This is a genomic window from Chloroflexus aurantiacus J-10-fl, from assembly GCF_000018865.1.
Taxonomy (GTDB): domain Bacteria; phylum Chloroflexota; class Chloroflexia; order Chloroflexales; family Chloroflexaceae; genus Chloroflexus; species Chloroflexus aurantiacus.
Map to the genome: position 1 here is coordinate 5,033,223 of NC_010175.1, position 17,359 is coordinate 5,050,581.

The 17,359-nt window shown below is 58.6% G+C and carries 15 protein-coding genes; all 15 read left to right on the top strand.

The annotated features are described in order from the left end of the window. The first annotated feature begins 5 nt into the window (after positions 1 to 5). The 15 genes from CAUR_RS19785 to CAUR_RS19855 all read left to right on the top strand — a co-directional run bounded on the left by CAUR_RS19785 (position 6) and on the right by CAUR_RS19855 (position 17,241). Positions 6 to 1,319 carry a LamG domain-containing protein gene (locus tag CAUR_RS19785; RefSeq protein WP_012259602.1) on the top strand — a complete coding sequence of 438 codons (1,314 nt, stop codon included), beginning with the start codon at positions 6 to 8 and terminating at the stop codon, positions 1,317 to 1,319. An 11-nt stretch (positions 1,320 to 1,330) separates the two neighbouring features. Beyond that, positions 1,331 to 1,654: a hypothetical protein gene (locus CAUR_RS19790; protein ID WP_012259603.1), complete on the top strand. Its 324-nt coding sequence runs from the start codon at positions 1,331 to 1,333 to the stop codon at positions 1,652 to 1,654. Next, on the top strand, positions 1,647 to 2,351 hold the full coding sequence (locus tag CAUR_RS19795) for an SDR family NAD(P)-dependent oxidoreductase (protein WP_015909498.1): 705 nt from the start codon (positions 1,647 to 1,649) through the stop codon (positions 2,349 to 2,351). Before CAUR_RS19790 ends, CAUR_RS19795 begins: the two co-directional genes overlap by 8 nt. A 25-nt stretch (positions 2,352 to 2,376) precedes the next feature. Then, positions 2,377 to 3,723 (top strand): ANL family adenylate-forming protein, encoded by a 1,347-nt coding sequence (locus CAUR_RS19800; RefSeq protein WP_012259605.1) that lies wholly within the window; start codon positions 2,377 to 2,379, stop codon positions 3,721 to 3,723. A 26-nt stretch (positions 3,724 to 3,749) separates the two neighbouring features. Continuing rightward, positions 3,750 to 5,219 (top strand): polysaccharide deacetylase family protein, encoded by a 1,470-nt coding sequence (locus CAUR_RS19805; RefSeq protein ID WP_012259606.1) that lies wholly within the window; start codon positions 3,750 to 3,752, stop codon positions 5,217 to 5,219. Further along, positions 5,216 to 6,211: an acyltransferase gene (locus CAUR_RS19810; protein ID WP_242604994.1), complete on the top strand. Its 996-nt coding sequence runs from the start codon at positions 5,216 to 5,218 to the stop codon at positions 6,209 to 6,211. The genes CAUR_RS19805 and CAUR_RS19810 overlap by 4 nt, the downstream gene beginning before the upstream one ends. Before the next feature lie 3 nt (positions 6,212 to 6,214). Next, positions 6,215 to 7,300 (top strand): non-hydrolyzing UDP-N-acetylglucosamine 2-epimerase, encoded by a 1,086-nt coding sequence (gene wecB / locus CAUR_RS19815; RefSeq protein ID WP_012259608.1) that lies wholly within the window; start codon positions 6,215 to 6,217, stop codon positions 7,298 to 7,300. A gap of 96 nt (positions 7,301 to 7,396) precedes the next feature. Further along, positions 7,397 to 8,128: a DapH/DapD/GlmU-related protein gene (locus CAUR_RS19820; protein WP_012259609.1), complete on the top strand. Its 732-nt coding sequence runs from the start codon at positions 7,397 to 7,399 to the stop codon at positions 8,126 to 8,128. A 52-nt stretch (positions 8,129 to 8,180) separates the two neighbouring features. Then, complete coding sequence (locus tag CAUR_RS19825) at positions 8,181 to 9,416, top strand: glycosyltransferase family 2 protein (protein WP_012259610.1); 1,236 nt, start codon at positions 8,181 to 8,183, stop codon at positions 9,414 to 9,416. A gap of 13 nt (positions 9,417 to 9,429) precedes the next feature. After that, the gene (locus CAUR_RS19830; RefSeq protein WP_012259611.1) at positions 9,430 to 9,960 is read left to right on the top strand and encodes a hypothetical protein; all 531 of its coding nucleotides are present in this window, start codon (positions 9,430 to 9,432) and stop codon (positions 9,958 to 9,960) included. Continuing rightward, complete coding sequence (locus CAUR_RS19835; protein WP_012259612.1) at positions 9,911 to 11,662, top strand: B12-binding domain-containing radical SAM protein; 1,752 nt, start codon at positions 9,911 to 9,913, stop codon at positions 11,660 to 11,662. The genes CAUR_RS19830 and CAUR_RS19835 overlap by 50 nt, the downstream gene beginning before the upstream one ends. Before the next feature lie 90 nt (positions 11,663 to 11,752). Then, complete coding sequence (locus CAUR_RS19840; RefSeq protein ID WP_012259613.1) at positions 11,753 to 13,276, top strand: ArnT family glycosyltransferase; 1,524 nt, start codon at positions 11,753 to 11,755, stop codon at positions 13,274 to 13,276. Positions 13,277 to 13,293: 17 nt separating this feature from the next. Further along, on the top strand, positions 13,294 to 14,790 hold the full coding sequence (locus CAUR_RS19845) for a hypothetical protein (protein WP_012259614.1): 1,497 nt from the start codon (positions 13,294 to 13,296) through the stop codon (positions 14,788 to 14,790). 4 nt (positions 14,791 to 14,794) lie between these two features. Next, the gene (locus tag CAUR_RS19850; RefSeq protein WP_012259615.1) at positions 14,795 to 16,030 is read left to right on the top strand and encodes a glycosyltransferase family 4 protein; all 1,236 of its coding nucleotides are present in this window, start codon (positions 14,795 to 14,797) and stop codon (positions 16,028 to 16,030) included. Next, on the top strand, positions 16,027 to 17,241 hold the full coding sequence (locus CAUR_RS19855) for a glycosyltransferase (RefSeq protein WP_012259616.1): 1,215 nt from the start codon (positions 16,027 to 16,029) through the stop codon (positions 17,239 to 17,241). Before CAUR_RS19850 ends, CAUR_RS19855 begins: the two co-directional genes overlap by 4 nt. Positions 17,242 to 17,359 lie beyond the last annotated feature (118 nt).

Here is a 17,359-nt window from a genome sequence, read left to right on the forward strand (position 1 = left end):
GATGTATGGAGTGCTGCACTAGCCAGCAATGGTATCAGACGGTAGCAAAGCTCACCCTATCGGGCTTGCTCGTCACGTTCATCGCATTCAGTACATTCCGCGCGTCATCCCCGACCCAGGCCCAGGGTGGCTATTCCTTGCGGTTTTACGGCAGCGGTACCAACGACCTTGACCGGGTGAAAATACCATTAGGCCCTATCGATACAAATGGACGCATCACCGCTTCCTATCCGATCAACGTTGGCGACACCTTTACCATTGAGTTCTGGATGAAGGCAACCGCAGCCGAGAACAATGCCCCGGCCTGTCCGGGAGGCTGGTACACTGGCAATATCATTCTTGACCGTGATGTGTTCGGTGCCGGTGATTATGGTGATTACGGGGTGGCCATCTGCAATCAGCGGTTGGTCGTCGGCGTGAGTGTTGGCACCGACGACCGGTTGCTCATCGGCAGTACGGTGGTGACCGACGGCGTCTGGCACCATATCGCGATCACCCGCTCGGCGAGCGGACATATCCGTCTCTTCGTTGATGGTCAGCTTGATGGCACCCTGAGCGGTGCCAGTGGGCGGATTGACTACCGCCTCAATCGTATCACTGCCTATCCCACCAGTGATCCGTACCTGGTATTGGGAGCCGAGAAACACGATGTTCCCGGTAGTCGTTACTACACCGGCTGGATTGATGATCTGCGCGTGTCGCAGAGTGTGCGTTACACCGACAATTTCACGCGACCATCAACCCCCCATCCGCTTGACCCTGATACGATTGCGCTCTATCGGTTCGACGAGGGGGCAGGGACGTTCATTGGTGACAGTGCCCCTGGCGGGATAAGCAGCGGCGAACTCAAGCCGCGTCCTGGTGGCGCAGCTCAACACTGGTCAACTGATACGCCGTTTAGTGGTGGATCAAGTCCTACCTCAACTGCAACAGCAAGCATAACACCGGCTATGACGGCGAGTTCGACACCGGGTAGCACAGCTACCGCTACATCAACCAGCACCGCTACGCCAACCGGCACGCGCACCACCACACCAACCAGCACGCGCACCGCTACGCCAACCGGCACGCGCACCGCTACGCCAACCGGCACGCGCACCACCACACCGACCGGCACGCGCACCGCTACGCCAACCGGCACGCGCACCACCACACCGACCGGCACGCGCACCGCTACGCCAACCGGCACGCGCACTGCTCTTCCAACGCCATCGACGACCCCGTCGGTTAACAGTGCTCCTACAACGCCGACGCCACGGGTTCGGGCGTATATTCCATTGATTACTCGTTCGCACGTCACATCGTCTGCACAAAGATAGGAGATCAACGTATGACAAGTCTGCCCATTACTCGCACCGACCTCAGCCATCTTGTGATTGAAAGTTTGCGCGACATTCTCGATCAGAGTGGCCGTCCAGCGCCAGATCGCATCGATGAGAGCACCTTGCTGTTTGGCAAAGGGGCACTGCTCGACTCGCTGGCCCTGGTGACAATGGTGGTTGATCTTGAACAACGGCTTGAAGAAACCTTCGGTATCACCCTGACCCTGGCCGATGATCGAGCGATGTCGCAACGAAACAGTCCATTTCGCAGCATCGGTGCCCTGGTCGATTACCTGATGCAGTTGATCGATGAGGAGACGGGCCGTGACTGAGCGCGAAGTCGTGCTTATTACCGGGAGCAGCCGGGGCATTGGTCGCTTCCTGGTCGAACACTTTCTGGCACGGGGAGCACTGGTCGAAGGTTGCGCCCGCAATCCTGTCGACTGGGAACTACCCGGCTACACCCACCACCAGGTTGATGTCGCCAACGAGGGACAGGTCAAGGCGATGATCAGTTCGATCCAACGCCGGCATGGTCGCCTCGATATTGCTATCAACAACGCCGGCATTGCGGCGATGAATCACGCGCTCCTTACACCGAGCGAAACGGCCGGTCGCATTCTCAACATTAACGTCCTGGGCAGTTTTCTGGTCTGTCGGGAAGCAGCCAAACTGATGCGTCGGCGCAACTATGGCCGCATCGTTAATTTCAGTACCATTGCTGTGCCGTTACGGCTTGAGGGTGAAGCGCTGTACGCCGCATCCAAGAGCGCGGTCGAGACCATGACCCGTATCCTCGCCCGTGAATTTGCACCCTTCGGGATTACCGTGAACGCGATTGGCCCGACGCCAATCGAGACCGATCTTATCCGGGGCGTTCCGCAGGAAAAGCTCCAGCACATCATCGATGCACTCGCGATTCGGCGGTTTGGCACCTTTCGCGATGTTGCGCATGTGATTGATTTCTTCGTCAACCCGGCCAGTGATTATGTCACCGGGCAGGTACTTTACCTTGGTGGTGGTGGGTAGCATCGATCACCGCATGGAGGCCGCTATGAGCATTGCATGGCTACGCGAACGGATGGAGCAATGGGCAAGCCACCCGGCTATCGTCTGGCATGACCATCCGTATCCATACCAGGACTTGTTAACGCGCATACAAGCCTGGCACACCGCTCTCAACCAGCACGACGTCGGTCCCGGCGAGGTCGTAACGATTGAAGGAGATTATTCACCCAATGCCGTTAGCCTGCTCCTGACCCTGATCGAACGCAATACGATTGTTGTTCCGTTGACGCACAGTGTTGCAGCGCAGCGTGAAGAGTTTCTGGGGATCGCCGAAGTGCAGGTCGTTGTCAGTTTCACCGACGATGACCGCTGGCATATCGAGCGCCGACCGGTGCAGGTAACCAATCCGCTGACCCGTCAGTTGATCGACCGTCAGCATCCGGGATTAGTCCTCTTCTCGTCGGGTTCTACCGGGAAGAGCAAAGCTGCCTTACACGATTTTATTCCGCTGCTCGAAAAGTTCAAAGTTCCCCGCCACCGACGGGTGACACTCACCTTCCTGCTGCTCGATCATATCGGCGGTATCAATACCCTCTTCTACACCCTGGCAAATGGCGGCACTGTGGTATCGGTACCGTCACGCGATCCCGACGTAGTCTGTCGGGCTATTGAAACCCACCGGGTGCAGACGTTGCCCACGTCGCCGACGTTTCTGAATCTCCTGTTGATCTCTGAAGCCTACCGGCGCTATGATCTCTCGTCACTTGAGCTGATTACTTACGGCACAGAGGTGATGCCGGAAAGTACCTTACACCGGATTCACGCGCTCTTCCCCAACGTGCAGCTCTTGCAGACGTATGGCCTCTCTGAACTGGGCATCCTGCGTTCCAAGTCCCGCGACTCCAATTCACTATGGGTCAAAGTCGGCGGCGAAGGGTTCGAGACGAAGATCGTCGATGGGGTGTTGTGGGTACGGGCTAAATCGGCGATGCTGGGGTATCTCAATGCACCCAGCCCCTTCGACGAAGAGGGGTGGATGAATACGCAGGATGTGGTTGAGGTTGACGGAGAGTATATTCGCATTTTGGGGCGACGGAGCGACATCATCAACGTCGGTGGGCAGAAGGTCTACCCGGCAGAGGTGGAGAGCGTGTTACTCCAGATGCCGAACGTCAAAGATGTTGCGGTGGTTGGTGAGCCTAATCCCATCACCGGCCATATTGTGACTGCACGCTTCAATCTGTTCGAGCCTGAAGACCCGAATGAGTTTAAGCGGCGGGTACGTGCATTCTGTCGTGACCGCCTGGCACCTTACAAGATACCGGTCAAGATTATCATTACCGACAGCGAACAACACAGCGCCCGGTTCAAGAAGATGCGTAAATCGTCGTAGCAGCTTTGCAGCGAAAAACGAAGCCTATGATACCGACAGTTCGCATTGCTATCGATCCGGCACTGGCGGCCCGGCGCGCTGAGATTACCTATACCTGGCGCACATTGCTGACCGGTATGGGCTATAGCTGGTACGAAGAGCAGTGGCAGGCTGCACCGGTCACCATTGCCTATACCACCGATCCGGCTCAGGCGCCACCAGCACAGATTGTTATCCACGCCTGTGCCGAACGTTGGGCAAACCCTGCCCTGGCCCGTTTACGAGGTCACACTATCCAGCGCGGCTATACCCTGCCGCTGCTGGAAGGCGACCACGAGCACGTCCAACCGGTCGTGGTGCATGGCAGCCTGCACATTGGTCACGACCCGATCTTCGCCGCCTTCTGGCTCCTCAGCGGCTATGAAGAGGAGCAGTACCCGACGCTCAAACACGGCTATCGCGATCTCACCGGCTCACCGATGCTGACGCAGGGACTACTCCGGCGTGGGATGGCATCGGCAATTGGCTGCTGGCTGGCCGAGATACTGCAACAGTGCGGTTTGCCCCCCGGCATCCCGCGCTGGCCCAACGGTGCAGTCCTGGCCGCCACCTGTGGTCACGATGTCGATTATCCAGAAGTTGTGCGCTGGCTGGAGCCGCTGCGGATTGTGCGGCGACAGGGGATGCGCGGACTGCGGGCAGCCCGTGATGTGATCACCGGTCGTCGCCACCACTGGCACTTCCACTCGTGGATCGCTCTTGAAGAGCAGATCGGTGCTCGCTCAGCGTTTTACTTCGTTGCCCGCAAAGGGTCGTTGCTGGAATATGCAACCGGACGTCCCGATCCCTTCTACGATGTGCAGGCGCCGCACTTCCGTGCGCTCTTCCGCGAATTGAGTGCTGCCGGCTGGGAGATCGGTCTGCACGCCAGCTACCTGGCCTACACCGACCGTCGCATCTTCGCTGCCGAACGCGAACGGCTGGCGGTCGCCAGCGGCCAACCGATTGAAGGGAATCGCCATCACTACTGGCACCTCCATCCGCAACAGCCCGAACAAACGCTGCTCATCCACGAGCAGGTTGGGTTTCACTACGATGCATCCCTGACCCACAACCGGTATCTGGGCTGGCGTCGGAGTAGTACCTGGCCCTTCTTCCCCTGGCACCGCAGGTTGCGCCGGGCAATTCGCACCTTGCAACTGCCAACCGGCTGGATGGACGATCACCTGTTTGGGCAGAAGCAGTTTAACCCCGGTGAACGTGATACCCTGCTTGGCGATCTGCGTGAGACCGTCTCTCGCCAGGGTGGTTTACTACTGGTCGATGTGCATGATTATGTCTATGACGACACGCTCTTTCCGGGATGGGCAGCGATCTACCGTTCCCTGTGGGAAGACCTGGCAGCACGTGGCCGGGTCTGGTTCGCAACCCCGGCAGCCATCGCCAGACACTGGTCGGCGCGGGCCAGCAGTATCGCGGAAAACAGCCATGGCCTCGGCGAAGATGAACAGATGTGAAGAAATCCGGTAATACCTGGGCAGCGAACATGAATCTCTTCCGTACCGCCATCTTTATCCTGCTCTTCATCGTGCCACCAGCCTGTAAACCGGCTATCTTACGCATCTGTTGCGGTGCTCAGATTGGCCGAGGCGTCTCGATTGGCTGGTTCAGTACCGTGATGGGGCGCCACATCAGCATCGGCGATCACAGCGCGATCCGTGCCTTGACCATCATCAACTGTGGCGGTGACCTCAGCATTGGTCGTTACAGCATCATCAGCAGCTTCATCCTGGTGTACGGTGCTGCCGGTTTGCGGATCGGTCATCACAGCTACATCGGCCCGCAATCGCTCATCAACACCGAGGAAGAGGTGCGGATCGGCGACTGGAGTGCGCTCGGCGCCCGTTGCATGGTGTACACCCACGGTTCATTTCTGCCCTACACCGAGGGCTATTGGGTACGCTTCGCACCGGTGGTGATCGGCAATCGGGTCTGGTGTGCTGCCGGCGTCTTTCTCCACCCCGGCACGACTATCGGCGATAACAGTTTTGTGAACTCGCGCTCGGTGGTCAGTGGTGACATTCCGGCGAATGCAATCGTCGAAGGACATCCGGCCCAGGTGGTCAACACGATGAACCGTATGCAGCGCACGATCACCCCGCGACGGCTTGATGCAATCGCCGGCCAGATGCTACGTCATTTTCTGGCAATTGCCACGAATCACGGCGAACTAAGGTTACTGAGCGATACGCCCCACCCGCTGGTTCAGGTTGGGCGGCACACCTATCGGATAGTGCTGGTACCGGCCCACGGTGAAACACCAGTCGCTGCCCCTGACCAACCGACCGTCTGGCTTATCTGTCGGCCCGACTGGCAACCGGCACCGACGCAGCTCTGGCTCAACCTGATCACCTATCGGCGCAGCCCTGCGCGCGCAGTCATTCTTGATGCACTGTGCACATTTTTACAGCGCTACTACGGTATTCAACTCGAATATGAAGAGAGGTAACTTATGGCGCGCGTCCTCACCGTCCTCGGCACCCGACCAGAGATTATTAAACTCTCACCGGTGATTCCACTGCTCGAAGAACGCTTTGATCATATCCTGGTGCATTCTGGTCAGCACTATTCGTATGAGGTTGACGCTATCTTTTTTGAGGAACTGAGTCTGCCATCGCCCCGCTACACCCTCGGCGTAGGTTCGGCGCAGCACGGCGAGCAGACGGCCCGCATTCTGGCCCGGCTTGAGCCAATCTTGCTGCAAGAGCGCCCCGATCTCGTGCTGGTGCAGGGTGACACCAACACCACAATGGCCGGTGCGCTCTGCGCCGCCAAACTCGGCTTTCCGGTAGTGCATCTGGAAGCGGGTGGGCGGTCGTTCAACCGCGCTATGCCCGAAGAACTCAACCGCATTATTGTCGATCATATTGCCGAAATACTGCTAGCCGCCGATGAAATTGCCGCGGCCAACCTGCGCGCAGAGGGGCTGCCAGACGAACGGATTCACGTGATCGGTTCTACCGCCATCGACGCTGCCTTGCGCCATCGCGAGCGTGCCGCCACCAGTACCATCCTGCAACAACTGGAACTGACACCGGGGAGCTATCTGGCGCTGACGCTACACCGCGCCGAAAACACGGAACCGACGACCCTACCGGGCATTGTGCGGGCGCTAAACGAACTGGCCGAGAGCTACCGAATCGTCTTCCCGGTACATCCACGCACTGCGGCTGCGCTTGAGCGCCAGGGATTACAACTTTCGCCACACATCCTGGCGATCCGCCCGCTCGGCTACCTCGACACCCTCTGCCTGGTGCAGTCGGCCCAGGCTCTGCTCACCGACTCTGGTGGCCTGCAAGAAGAGGCCGCCGTGTTGGGTACGCCCATTCTGCTGGTACGTAATGAAACCGAATGGCGCTACCTGGTCGATGCCGGTGTTGCGGTATTGATCGGGAACTCTTACGAAGACATTCTCGCCGGTGCTGCAACGTGGCTCAGTCCAACCGGTTTAAGCCGTCTCCGCAATGCCCGCTCACCAATTGTCAGTGGTGCCGCCGAACGCGCGGTGGCAATTATGGAAGCTGCCGTCAATACATAATTATTTTGTCACATATACACCTATCAATAGTTAGTCAATATTCAGACCTGGTAACTATCCTACAAGCGTCCAGCAGCAGAAGCGTTCAGGGGTCATATGACGGATCGATTGCGACTCTATCTGAGCCGACAGGCAAGCTCATTACCACGATACCTGGCCGAACAGGTGCTGCAAAGCGTATGCGGCTGGGTACCTGGTCTGGTCGGCATCGGCTTACGGGCACTGGCCTATCGGGCATTGATGCAGATAGAGGGTATCGTCGCCATCGAAGACGGTGTACGTATCCGCTTTGCCGACAATGTGCGCCTGGGGCGTGGCGTCTACCTCGATCACGGTGTCTACCTGCATGCCTGTCCCGGCGGCATTAGCATCGGCGCCGAAAGTATGGTGATGAAGAACGCAATCCTTCACGTCTACAATTTTCGCAATCTCCCCCACAGCCATATCACTATCGGGCAACGCTCGCTCATTGGCGAAAGCTGCATCTTGCGCGGACAAGGCGGTATCACGATTGGCGACGATGTCTATCTGGGCACGCTGGTACAGGTGTTGGCCGTCAATCACGTCTTTCACGACACAACCCGCCCGATCAGTGCGCAAGGTATCACGGCGCAGGGCATCACCATCGGTGATGGTTCCTGGATTGGCAGTGGCGCGATTATTCTCGACGGCGTGCGGATCGGGCGCAACGTCGTCGTGGGTGCCGGTGCTGTGGTGACGAAAGATATTCCCGATTACTGCGTCGCTGTCGGAAATCCAGCTCGTGTTGTACGCGATCTTCGTGCCGATCCGTTACCACACGAACGCCTGACTGTACCGGTCTACTGACACAAACGCGACACCTTATCTGGCACGTCAGCAACCATGGGGAGGGGAACGCATGGCGACACTTTCAGTTGTGATTCCGGCGTACAACGAAGAGGATGGCATTGCGGCCATTGTTGAGCGCGTGCTGGCAATTCGACCGGCGCTCAAAGAGGTGGGCGTAGATGATCTGGAGTGCATCGTTGTTGATGATGGCTCGAAAGATCGTACCGCGGCTATCGTGCAGGGATTTGGTGATCAAGTACGCCTGATCCGGCAACAGAATCGTGGCTATGGCGGCGCGTTGAAGACCGGTTTTAGTCAGGCCCGTGGCGAACTGATCGGCTTCCTTGATGCCGACAGCACCTATCCGCCAGAATACTTTCCGGCGATGTGCCGGGAGGTGCTGGCCGGCGCCGATATTGTGATCGGGAGTCGTATGGCCGGTGCCCATAGCGAGATGCCGCTGGTACGCCGGATCGGTAACACCATCTTCGCCACCATGCTCTCGCTGGTCGCCGGTGTACGCATTAGCGATAGCGCAAGTGGCCAGCGCGTCCTACGGCGCTCAATTCTTCCGATCATCTACCCATTACCGAACACCCTCGATTTTACGCCGGCAATGAGCACCCGTGCCCTTCACGAAGGGCTGCGCATGGTAGAGATTCCCATTCCCTACAAAGAGCGCTCTGGGCGCAGCAAGCTCCACGTGATCCGCGATGGCCTCCGCTTTACCAAATCGATTGTCTGGACGGCCCTGACCTATAATCCGGTTCGTATCTTTGGCGGATTAGGACTCCTCTTGCTCCTCCTGGCCGGCCTGCTCATTCTGGGGCAGAGCATTGGCATCGCGCTCGGCATGCTGCTTGGCTGGTCGTTCCCGCAACTCTTCGGCGCCCTGGTGCTGGCCGTCGCCGGTGTGACCCTCTACACCACCGGCACGTCGTTCAGTTATCTGGTTGCACTGTTCCACAAACGCGCCATCCGCCAGGGTCTGTTTGGTCGTCGCGGAAACGGACGACGGATTGAACGCCATTACTGGTGGCTGGGATTGCTGGCGATGATTGGGGGTGTCATGACCTACGTCGCGGCTGTTGCCTTCGATCTGACCAATCCCGCCCTGCCTCATTCGTGGTTTGCGCCGGTCGTGAGTGCCATGCTTGTTCTGATGGGAGTACAGTTGGTCAGTGCGTGGGGGCTGGCGCGGGTGCTCGCCGAACTAAGCCGCCGCGAGAGCGAGCAGGAAGCTGACCTGAACTGGACATACGTTCCACTCACAACACCAGTCGAGACTGCGCCACAAACCGCCTGAAACGAGGACACCGGTGGAAGCATTTTACCAGTGGAGCGAACAGAATCTTGGTCAAGGCCACTACGTTATCGGCTACCTGATTGTTCTAATCAGTCACAACTGGCCGATCATCGTGGCCCTGGTGGCCGCTCTGTTTATGAGTATTCGGCTCTACCGGCAACCAAACCGTGCCAATGCCGTCTGGCTGTTTAGCGCATTGCTCTTCGGGTTAGGGTACGAATACGAAAAGCACGTTGACGGCGAGTTCCATCACGCGATTGACATGTTGTTTGGGCTGGAGCTGGCCGGCTGGAATCGACCGCTGCACATGCTGGTCGGGTCGGTCTTCAATACTGCTTTCGTCATATTGACGCTGACCATGGTACTGCATGGTTTGCAATTATCATTCGGATCAACGGTTATCAAGCAATTCCGCCGCTTCACTCCTGCCCGCATTGACCATCGCACAGGCGGCGCTACAGCATCATCTGATGCACGATTAGAAGGGGATGAACATGAGCGAGCAGGAAATGACTCCGGTTCAGCGCAAGCAAGCACCCGGTGACAAACCAACCGGCATCAAGCTGGTTGCTCCCGCCCGCCCCAACGAGCGGGCCGGCGAAATTCGCTTTGTGGAAATGCCACGCGAGAAGACACCTCGCCTCGATGTGCTGGTGCTCAATCCGCCATCGCCCGACGGCGATCTCTTCTTGCGCGACATTGCTCGCGTTGGACGGCGAACGCGCGACGGGATTATCTGGCCGCAAACCGCATTGGCCCAAATTGCCGCCGTGGTCAAAGAGGCCGGCTATAGCGTTGAAGTGATCGATGCAATTGGCCTGATGATGGACTGGAAGTCGTTCGAGAAGTATATGTGGGAAAAGAAGCCGCGCTACATGATCATCCACGCCACGGCTCCAACCCTGACGAACGACATGCGCACGACCTTCATCGGCAAGGCGGTGGGCACAATCACTATGGCCATCGGCACGCACGTTACGCCGATGACTCGCGAAACGCTCGAATCCTACCCAACGCTCGATATTGTGGTGCGCGGTGAACCGGAACTGACCATTGTTGATGTCATTCGCACGATTGACCGGGTAGTCGAAGAAGAGCGTGCGGCTGATACGGTCCCCGTCGGCAACCCCGACCTGACGCCGCCCTGGCGCAAGCTACCGTTTCCCGATGCGTCATATCTGACAACCCGTGGCCGCTTCTTAGGCGTGCATCCCAAAATTATTGCTAAAGCTCTGCGCGAAACCCTCGGTGTTGGCTACCGCGACGAGCACGGCGAAGTCCGCATCAACCCTGACCGCCCGTTCATTGAAGACCTCGACACACTACCCATTCCCCTCCACGATCAGTTACCCTGGCAACGCTACAAAGTGCCAATCGTGGGTGGCCCCTACACCTTCGTCCTGACCAGTCGCGGCTGCCCGGCTGGCTGCCGCTACTGCATCAAGCACGTCACCTACCAGTCGAGCGTTCGCCATCGCAGCCCCCACCACGTCCTGCAAGAGATGGTGATGCTGAAAGAAATGGGCATGCATCACATCCACTTCGAGGCCGACCTGTTTACGGTCAAGAAGGAATTTGTCTACGATCTCTGCCACACGATTATCAAAGAGGGCTTAAAACTGCGGTGGAGCTGCAACAGTCGCGTCGATTTTGTGGACGAAGATGAACTGCGCCTGATGCGTAAGGCCGGCTGCTTCATGATCGCCTGGGGGCTGGAGAGCGGGAGCGAAGAGGTGTTGAAGCGCGCCCGCAAGGGTACCACCGTCAAACGGATCGAAGAGACGATTGCCGCCAGCCATCGCGCCGGTATCATGAACTGGGGCTATTTCATCATCGGTCTGCCGGGCGAAACGGTCGAAACCATCCAACAGACCATTGCACTCTCGAAACGGCTTCCCCTCGATATTGCCCTGTTCCATATTGCCACCCCCTACCCTGGCACACCCTTCTACTACGAAGCCGTCGCCAATGGCTGGATTCGCATGAACCAGTGGGAAGACTACGACATGTATTCGCACACGGTGCTCAACTACCCACACCTCAGCTCGGCTGATCTGGAGTACTGGGCCAAACGTGCAGCTCGCGAGTGGTCACTAAGGCCACGACCAATCATGACCTTCCTCAAGGGTGCGGCTAACCCTGAAACCTGGGGTCAGCTCTGGCAAATCGGCGTGAACCATCTCAAGTGGATCGGCGGCAGCTTACGGAATGAAGGACTGCGCCGGCTGAGCGGTAGCAGTATGTAGACACCACGATCCGTATTGTATGCCTGACCTGACAGTGGCCGGCGGGAATGCCCGCCGCGCCACCGGGTCGTTGTTGGCATCGAGGGAACCATGCACAAACAGCTCACGACCGATCTTCTACGACCAACGTCAGACCTGGTGCGTTTCGGTGAACGAGCAGCAACACTGCTCCTCGTCGTCATCATCGGGCTGCTCGCCCTGGTGAATCTGCCCTATGCACCGCGCACCTGGTTCGACGAGGGATCGCATCTGCACGTCCCGGAAACGCTTATCCGCTACGGTGTCTACGCCGACATCAGCAGCGAGGGCTTTCGCTATTTCGGCCCAACTATCGGTGTTGGGCCGACGGTGATGCTACCGGTAGCGCTCGTCTTTCGCCTGGTTGGGGTTGATCTGCTGGCAGCACGCCTCGTCATCGTGGCCTATCTCTTCGCCACCCTCTGGCTCTTCTACCTGCTGGCACGACACCTGCACGGACGCTATCTGGCCCTGTTGACAGTCCTGCTTCTCATCGCGTCACGCACCCGTGGCTTTGAAGGGATGATCGAATATGGCCGCCAGGTATTGGGTGAGGTGCCTGGATTGGCCTGGCTTGGGATGGGGTTGTTGTTTTATGTCAAATCAATACTACAGCCAGCGCACCGCCGGCGCAGTGCCATCCTCGCCGGGATTGGCTTTGGGATGGCGCTGATTACCAAGAATCAGTTTGCCCTGATTGTGGCGCCCTCCCTCCTCATTCTGGTCCTTCTCGATTGGCGCTTCATGCGCGTAGGTGACTGGTGGTTGCGACTTGCCCCACCACTCATTGCCGGGAGTATGTTTGCCGGCTGGCTGCTGATCATGCTGGCATTTCTCGGCCCGGCTGATTTCAGTGCCAATCTGGCGAAAACCCGCCAGGCAGCCGGTGGCGCGATCTTCGTCTTCGACGGCGAAGCCAGTCTTCGCGCTATCCGTTATCTGGTACAGGTGTACGGTGGCTTGCTCATTCCGGCCCTGCTGTACAGCCTCTGGCGCTGCCGGCAGCGCAATGCCATGGCCTTTGCCGAGCTGACCCTCACCGTGCCGGCAATACTCTGGATCGGCTGGTATCTGGTATCGCTCGGCTGGCCGCGCTACGCCTTCCCCGCCGTTGCCCTCGGCGCACCGGCAGTTGCCCGAATGATCGGCGATCTGCTTGCCTGGCTCTGGCAGCGTCGTCAACCGGTTCTGGCCGGTGCAGTTGGTGCCGGTCTGGCTCTAATCACCGGCTTCTCACTTAGCCTGACGGTCGGCGTGGTGCTTCGCCCTGATGACTCTGCACAACGCATGGCTGCATTTCTCAATCAGGCTATCCCAACCGACGCCATCATCGAGACGTGGGAACCAGAGCTGGCTATTTTCACCGATCACACCTATCACTACGTTCCGACCGAACTCCTTGATGGCGCTGTTCGCCACGCCTGGCTCGGCGGATCACCGGTTGCTTACGATGGTTTGGACGCCAACCCGCCATACGTGCTCACCGGCCCATTCAGTGCGTATACCGGCATCTACGACCACGAACGTTTACAACGCGATTACGCACCGGTTTACAGTGCCGGCCCCTACACGATATGGCAGCGGCATACACCCTAAGCAGAAAAGGTAGCCTTATGCGGCGCTTCTGGCTCATCGTGTTCCTGCTCTTCTGTAGTTATGCCTACATCCTGCCACGCTGGTCGGACTGGAACCAGAACTCGCGGTTGAATCTGGTGCTGGCCCTGGTTGATGATGGCACGCCACGCATCGACCGCTATGTCGAGAACACCGGCGACTATGCCATCTTTGAGGGTCATGCGTATACCGACAAGCCACCGGGATTGTCATTTTTAGGCGTACCAGTCTACGCTGCCCTCCGGCCACTCCTCAACACCCCACTCGTCCAGGCTCAATTCGAGCGGCTGAGTGGTCGTTTCGCCGCGACTCTCAATCCAGATGGCAGCGGCTTACAACCGGACAAGATTCGGTTTGCGCTGGTGCAATATCTTTTGACGCTGGTTGTCGTTGCCTTGCCGGCAGCCCTGTTCGGTGGCCTCTTCTTGCTCATTCTGCAACGACTCGGCGTACCCCCAATCCCGGCCAGTATCGGCACCCTCGCTTATGGTCTGGCGACCAGCGCCGCGCCCTACGCCGGCAACTTCTACTCCCATCAACTGGTTGCCGTGTTGCTCTTCACCGCCTTTGCCCTGGCCTGGGCACCACCATCAACCTGGCCGCCTGCCATCAGCGCCGCTGTTGTCGGTCTGGCATTAGGCTGGGTGGTGATCAGTGAATACCCGGCAGCACCGGCTGCGGCCATTATCGGCCTGTACACACTGTATCGGCGTGGATGGAGATGGTTGCAGACATTGCTGGTAGGTGGTGCAATCCCACTGACGTTGCTGGTGATCTACGATCTGGCAGCCTTTGGCACCCCCCTGCCAATCGGCTATGCCCACTCGGCACTCTGGCAAGAGCAGCACCACACCGGTTTTATGAGCCTGGTCGGCCCGCAGTGGGATGCCATCTGGGGACTAACGTTCGGTGATTTTCGTGGTCTCTTCTTCCGGGCACCATGGTTGCTGCTGGCGATCCCCGCTTACTGGATTGGCTGGCGCCAACGACAACACCGGGCCGAATGGTGGGTTGTGTTGCTGGTGCCCCTGAGCTTCTTGCTCTTCTACGGCTCCTCGATTATGTGGTGGGGAGGCTTTGCCGCCGGGCCACGATACATCGTGCCGATGATCCCGTTCCTGGCATTGCTGGCCATCCTGCTCTGCGCTGCTGTGTGGTCTCACCCGATCTGGCGCACCGCTATCCTCACGTTAATCACCATCTCGTTCGGTCTGGTCTGGACGGAAGCCACGGCAACCCAGCTCTTCCCCAGCGATGCTATTCGCGCCACCTGGACAGAGTATGTCATTCCGGCCTGGGCACGCGGCGACATTGCCCGCAACCTCGGCATGGTCTTGCAACTGGACGGGCCGATCAGCCTGCTACCGTTGCTGATTGTCATCGTCGCCGGTCTGGTACTCCTCTTACGCCCGTTGGAACCGGCTGAACGTTCGCCAGCGATCACCAAACCGGATATGCGTTCGGTTATGCCCATCGCGCCGCCCCCACAGAGGTGATTCCATGCGCATTTTGATGCTCACACTCATTGCTCCCTATCCGCCTGATAGCGGGCCAAAAATCAAAACCTATAACGTGCTGCAATACCTCTGTGAGAAGCACGAGGTCACGCTGGTATCGCTGGTACGCACCCCCCAGGAAAAGGCGCACGCCGAGTCGTTACGACGTATCTGCCGCGAGGTCTACACCGTTCCGTTTCAGCGCTCCCGCTGGAAAGATGCCCGTTTCCTGCTCAAAAGCGCGCTGACCGGAACGTCCTTCATTCTGAGTCGCGATGCCTCTCCAGAACTACAGCGCCTGCTCGCCAATCTGACCGCACGGGAGCACTTTGATATTATCCACGCCGATCAACTCAACATGGCACCCTTTTCCGTCGATCTGCCGGCTGGGGCACGGATCATCGACCAGCACAATGCCGTCTGGACAATCGTAGCCCGCATGGCGGCTCGCTCGCACCTGATTCAGCGGATCGGTTTGCAGATCGAAACCCGCCGCTTGCGACGCACTGAAGCGCAATTGTGCGCCCGTTTCGACGGTATGCTGGCGGTGAGCGAACCGGATTACACATTTCTTAAGCTGGCTGCCAGCGAAGCCGGCGTGACACTCCCACCAACCGCGATCATTCCCATCGCCATCGACACGCAGCGCGAAGCGATTGTCCATCGCCAGCCTCACCCCGACACGATCCTGAGCATGGCCACCATGTTCTGGCCGCCGAACGTTGACGGCGTCCTCTGGTTTGCCCACGAGGTATGGCCGCGCGTCAAACAAGCGGTTCCGCACGCCAGAGTAGCGCTGGTCGGTGCCCGCCCACCGGCCACCGTTCGCCGCCTAACGGTCGATCCGGCCATTGAGGTGCCGGGATACGTTGCCGATCCGCGTCCGTACCTCGAACGCACAGCGGCCCTCATCGTACCGGTGCATGCCGGCGGAGGGATGCGGGTCAAAATCCTCGAAGCCCTGGCCCGTGGCCTACCCATTGTCTCAACCACGATTGGCTACGAAGGGATCGACGTCACACCCGGTGAACACCTGCTGGTTGGCGATGATCCGGCTTCATTTGCCGACGCCTTGATCCGACTGCTGAACGATCCCGCATTGGGCAGACGACTGGCTGTGCAGGGGCGACGGCTGGCCGAAGAGCGCTACGACTGGCGCGTCGTTTGTCCGGCGATTGATCGCCTGTACGAAACAGCTTTACAAAAGGTTCACCCACTCGCAGAAGGGAAACGCGGATGAACATTCTGTTTGTAGCGCCATACACACCCTCGCCGATCCGGGTGCGACCGTATCAGTTTATCCGTCATCTGGCCCGGCGCGGTCATACCATCACCCTGGTTTGTGTCGCCGACAATGAGGCGGCCTTGGCCGAACTGCGTACCATCTGCCGACGGGTGGTTGCCGTACCAACACGAACCGGTGATCATGTGCTGGCCTATATTCGTGCCCTTCCTACCCGGTTACCGCTCCAGGCTGCCCACTGCCTGACTCCTGCGATGATTACGGCAGTAACGCGAGAGATCCAAAGCGGCGATCATGACGTGATCCATATCGAGCATTTACGTGCCGCGGAAATTGGGTTAGCAGCGCTACACCAGAGTGGTGGCGGACTGCCAGTCGTTCTCGACGCGGTCGATAGCATCAGCCTCCTGTTTGAGCGCACATTTCGGCGGAGCAGTAGCCTGAGCGGGCGCTTGCGCGCGCTGATCGATCTGGCCCGCACTCGCCACTACGAAGCTACCTACCCCCATCGCTTTGCTGCCGTTGTGGTCACGTCTCCCGAAGACCGCTGGGCATTAATGACCCTCAATCAAACCCTGAGCCACCCCGGCCACAATCCGCTGGTTGTTGCTCCCAACGGTGTTGACCTGGAATACTTTCAACCACACACCGGCCCGCGACACCCTGCCAGCCTGGTCTTCACCGGCAAAATGAGCTACCACGCCAACGAGGCCGCGGCTCGCTACCTGGTCGAGGCAATTATGCCACGGGTATGGGCAGTGCGCCCTGAAGTAACCGTCACTCTGGCCGGTGCCGAACCAGGCGCCCATATCCGGGCATACGCCCACGATCCGCGTATTACCGTTACCGGTGCAGTACCTGATCTGCGCCCCTACCTGACCCAGGCCACCATCGCGGTCGCCCCTATTCGCTACGGTGTTGGCGTGCAAAACAAAGTGCTGGAAGCGATGGCAACCGCGACCCCGGTGATCACAGCCCGTCAGGCAACAGTCGCCCTGAGTGTACAACCCGGTCACGATCTGATCGTAGCCGATGACGCCGCTGAGTTTGCGCAGGCGATCTTGAACTTGCTGGCCGATCCTGAACGACGGGACAGGCTTGGGCAGGCCGGGCGTATGTATGTCGAACGCCACCATCACTGGCAACAGAGTGTAACTTGCCTGGAATCGGTCTACCGTGCGGTTACGACACCGGTGTATACGCATTGATGAATAAATCCTCATTTACTAACCGCAAATATTTAGAGGAACGTTAGATCGAGGTTAGATAATTTATCCAGTATTTCAGCCAGCTTCCGAGCAATCATGCCAGCAATCCTCACCTTGA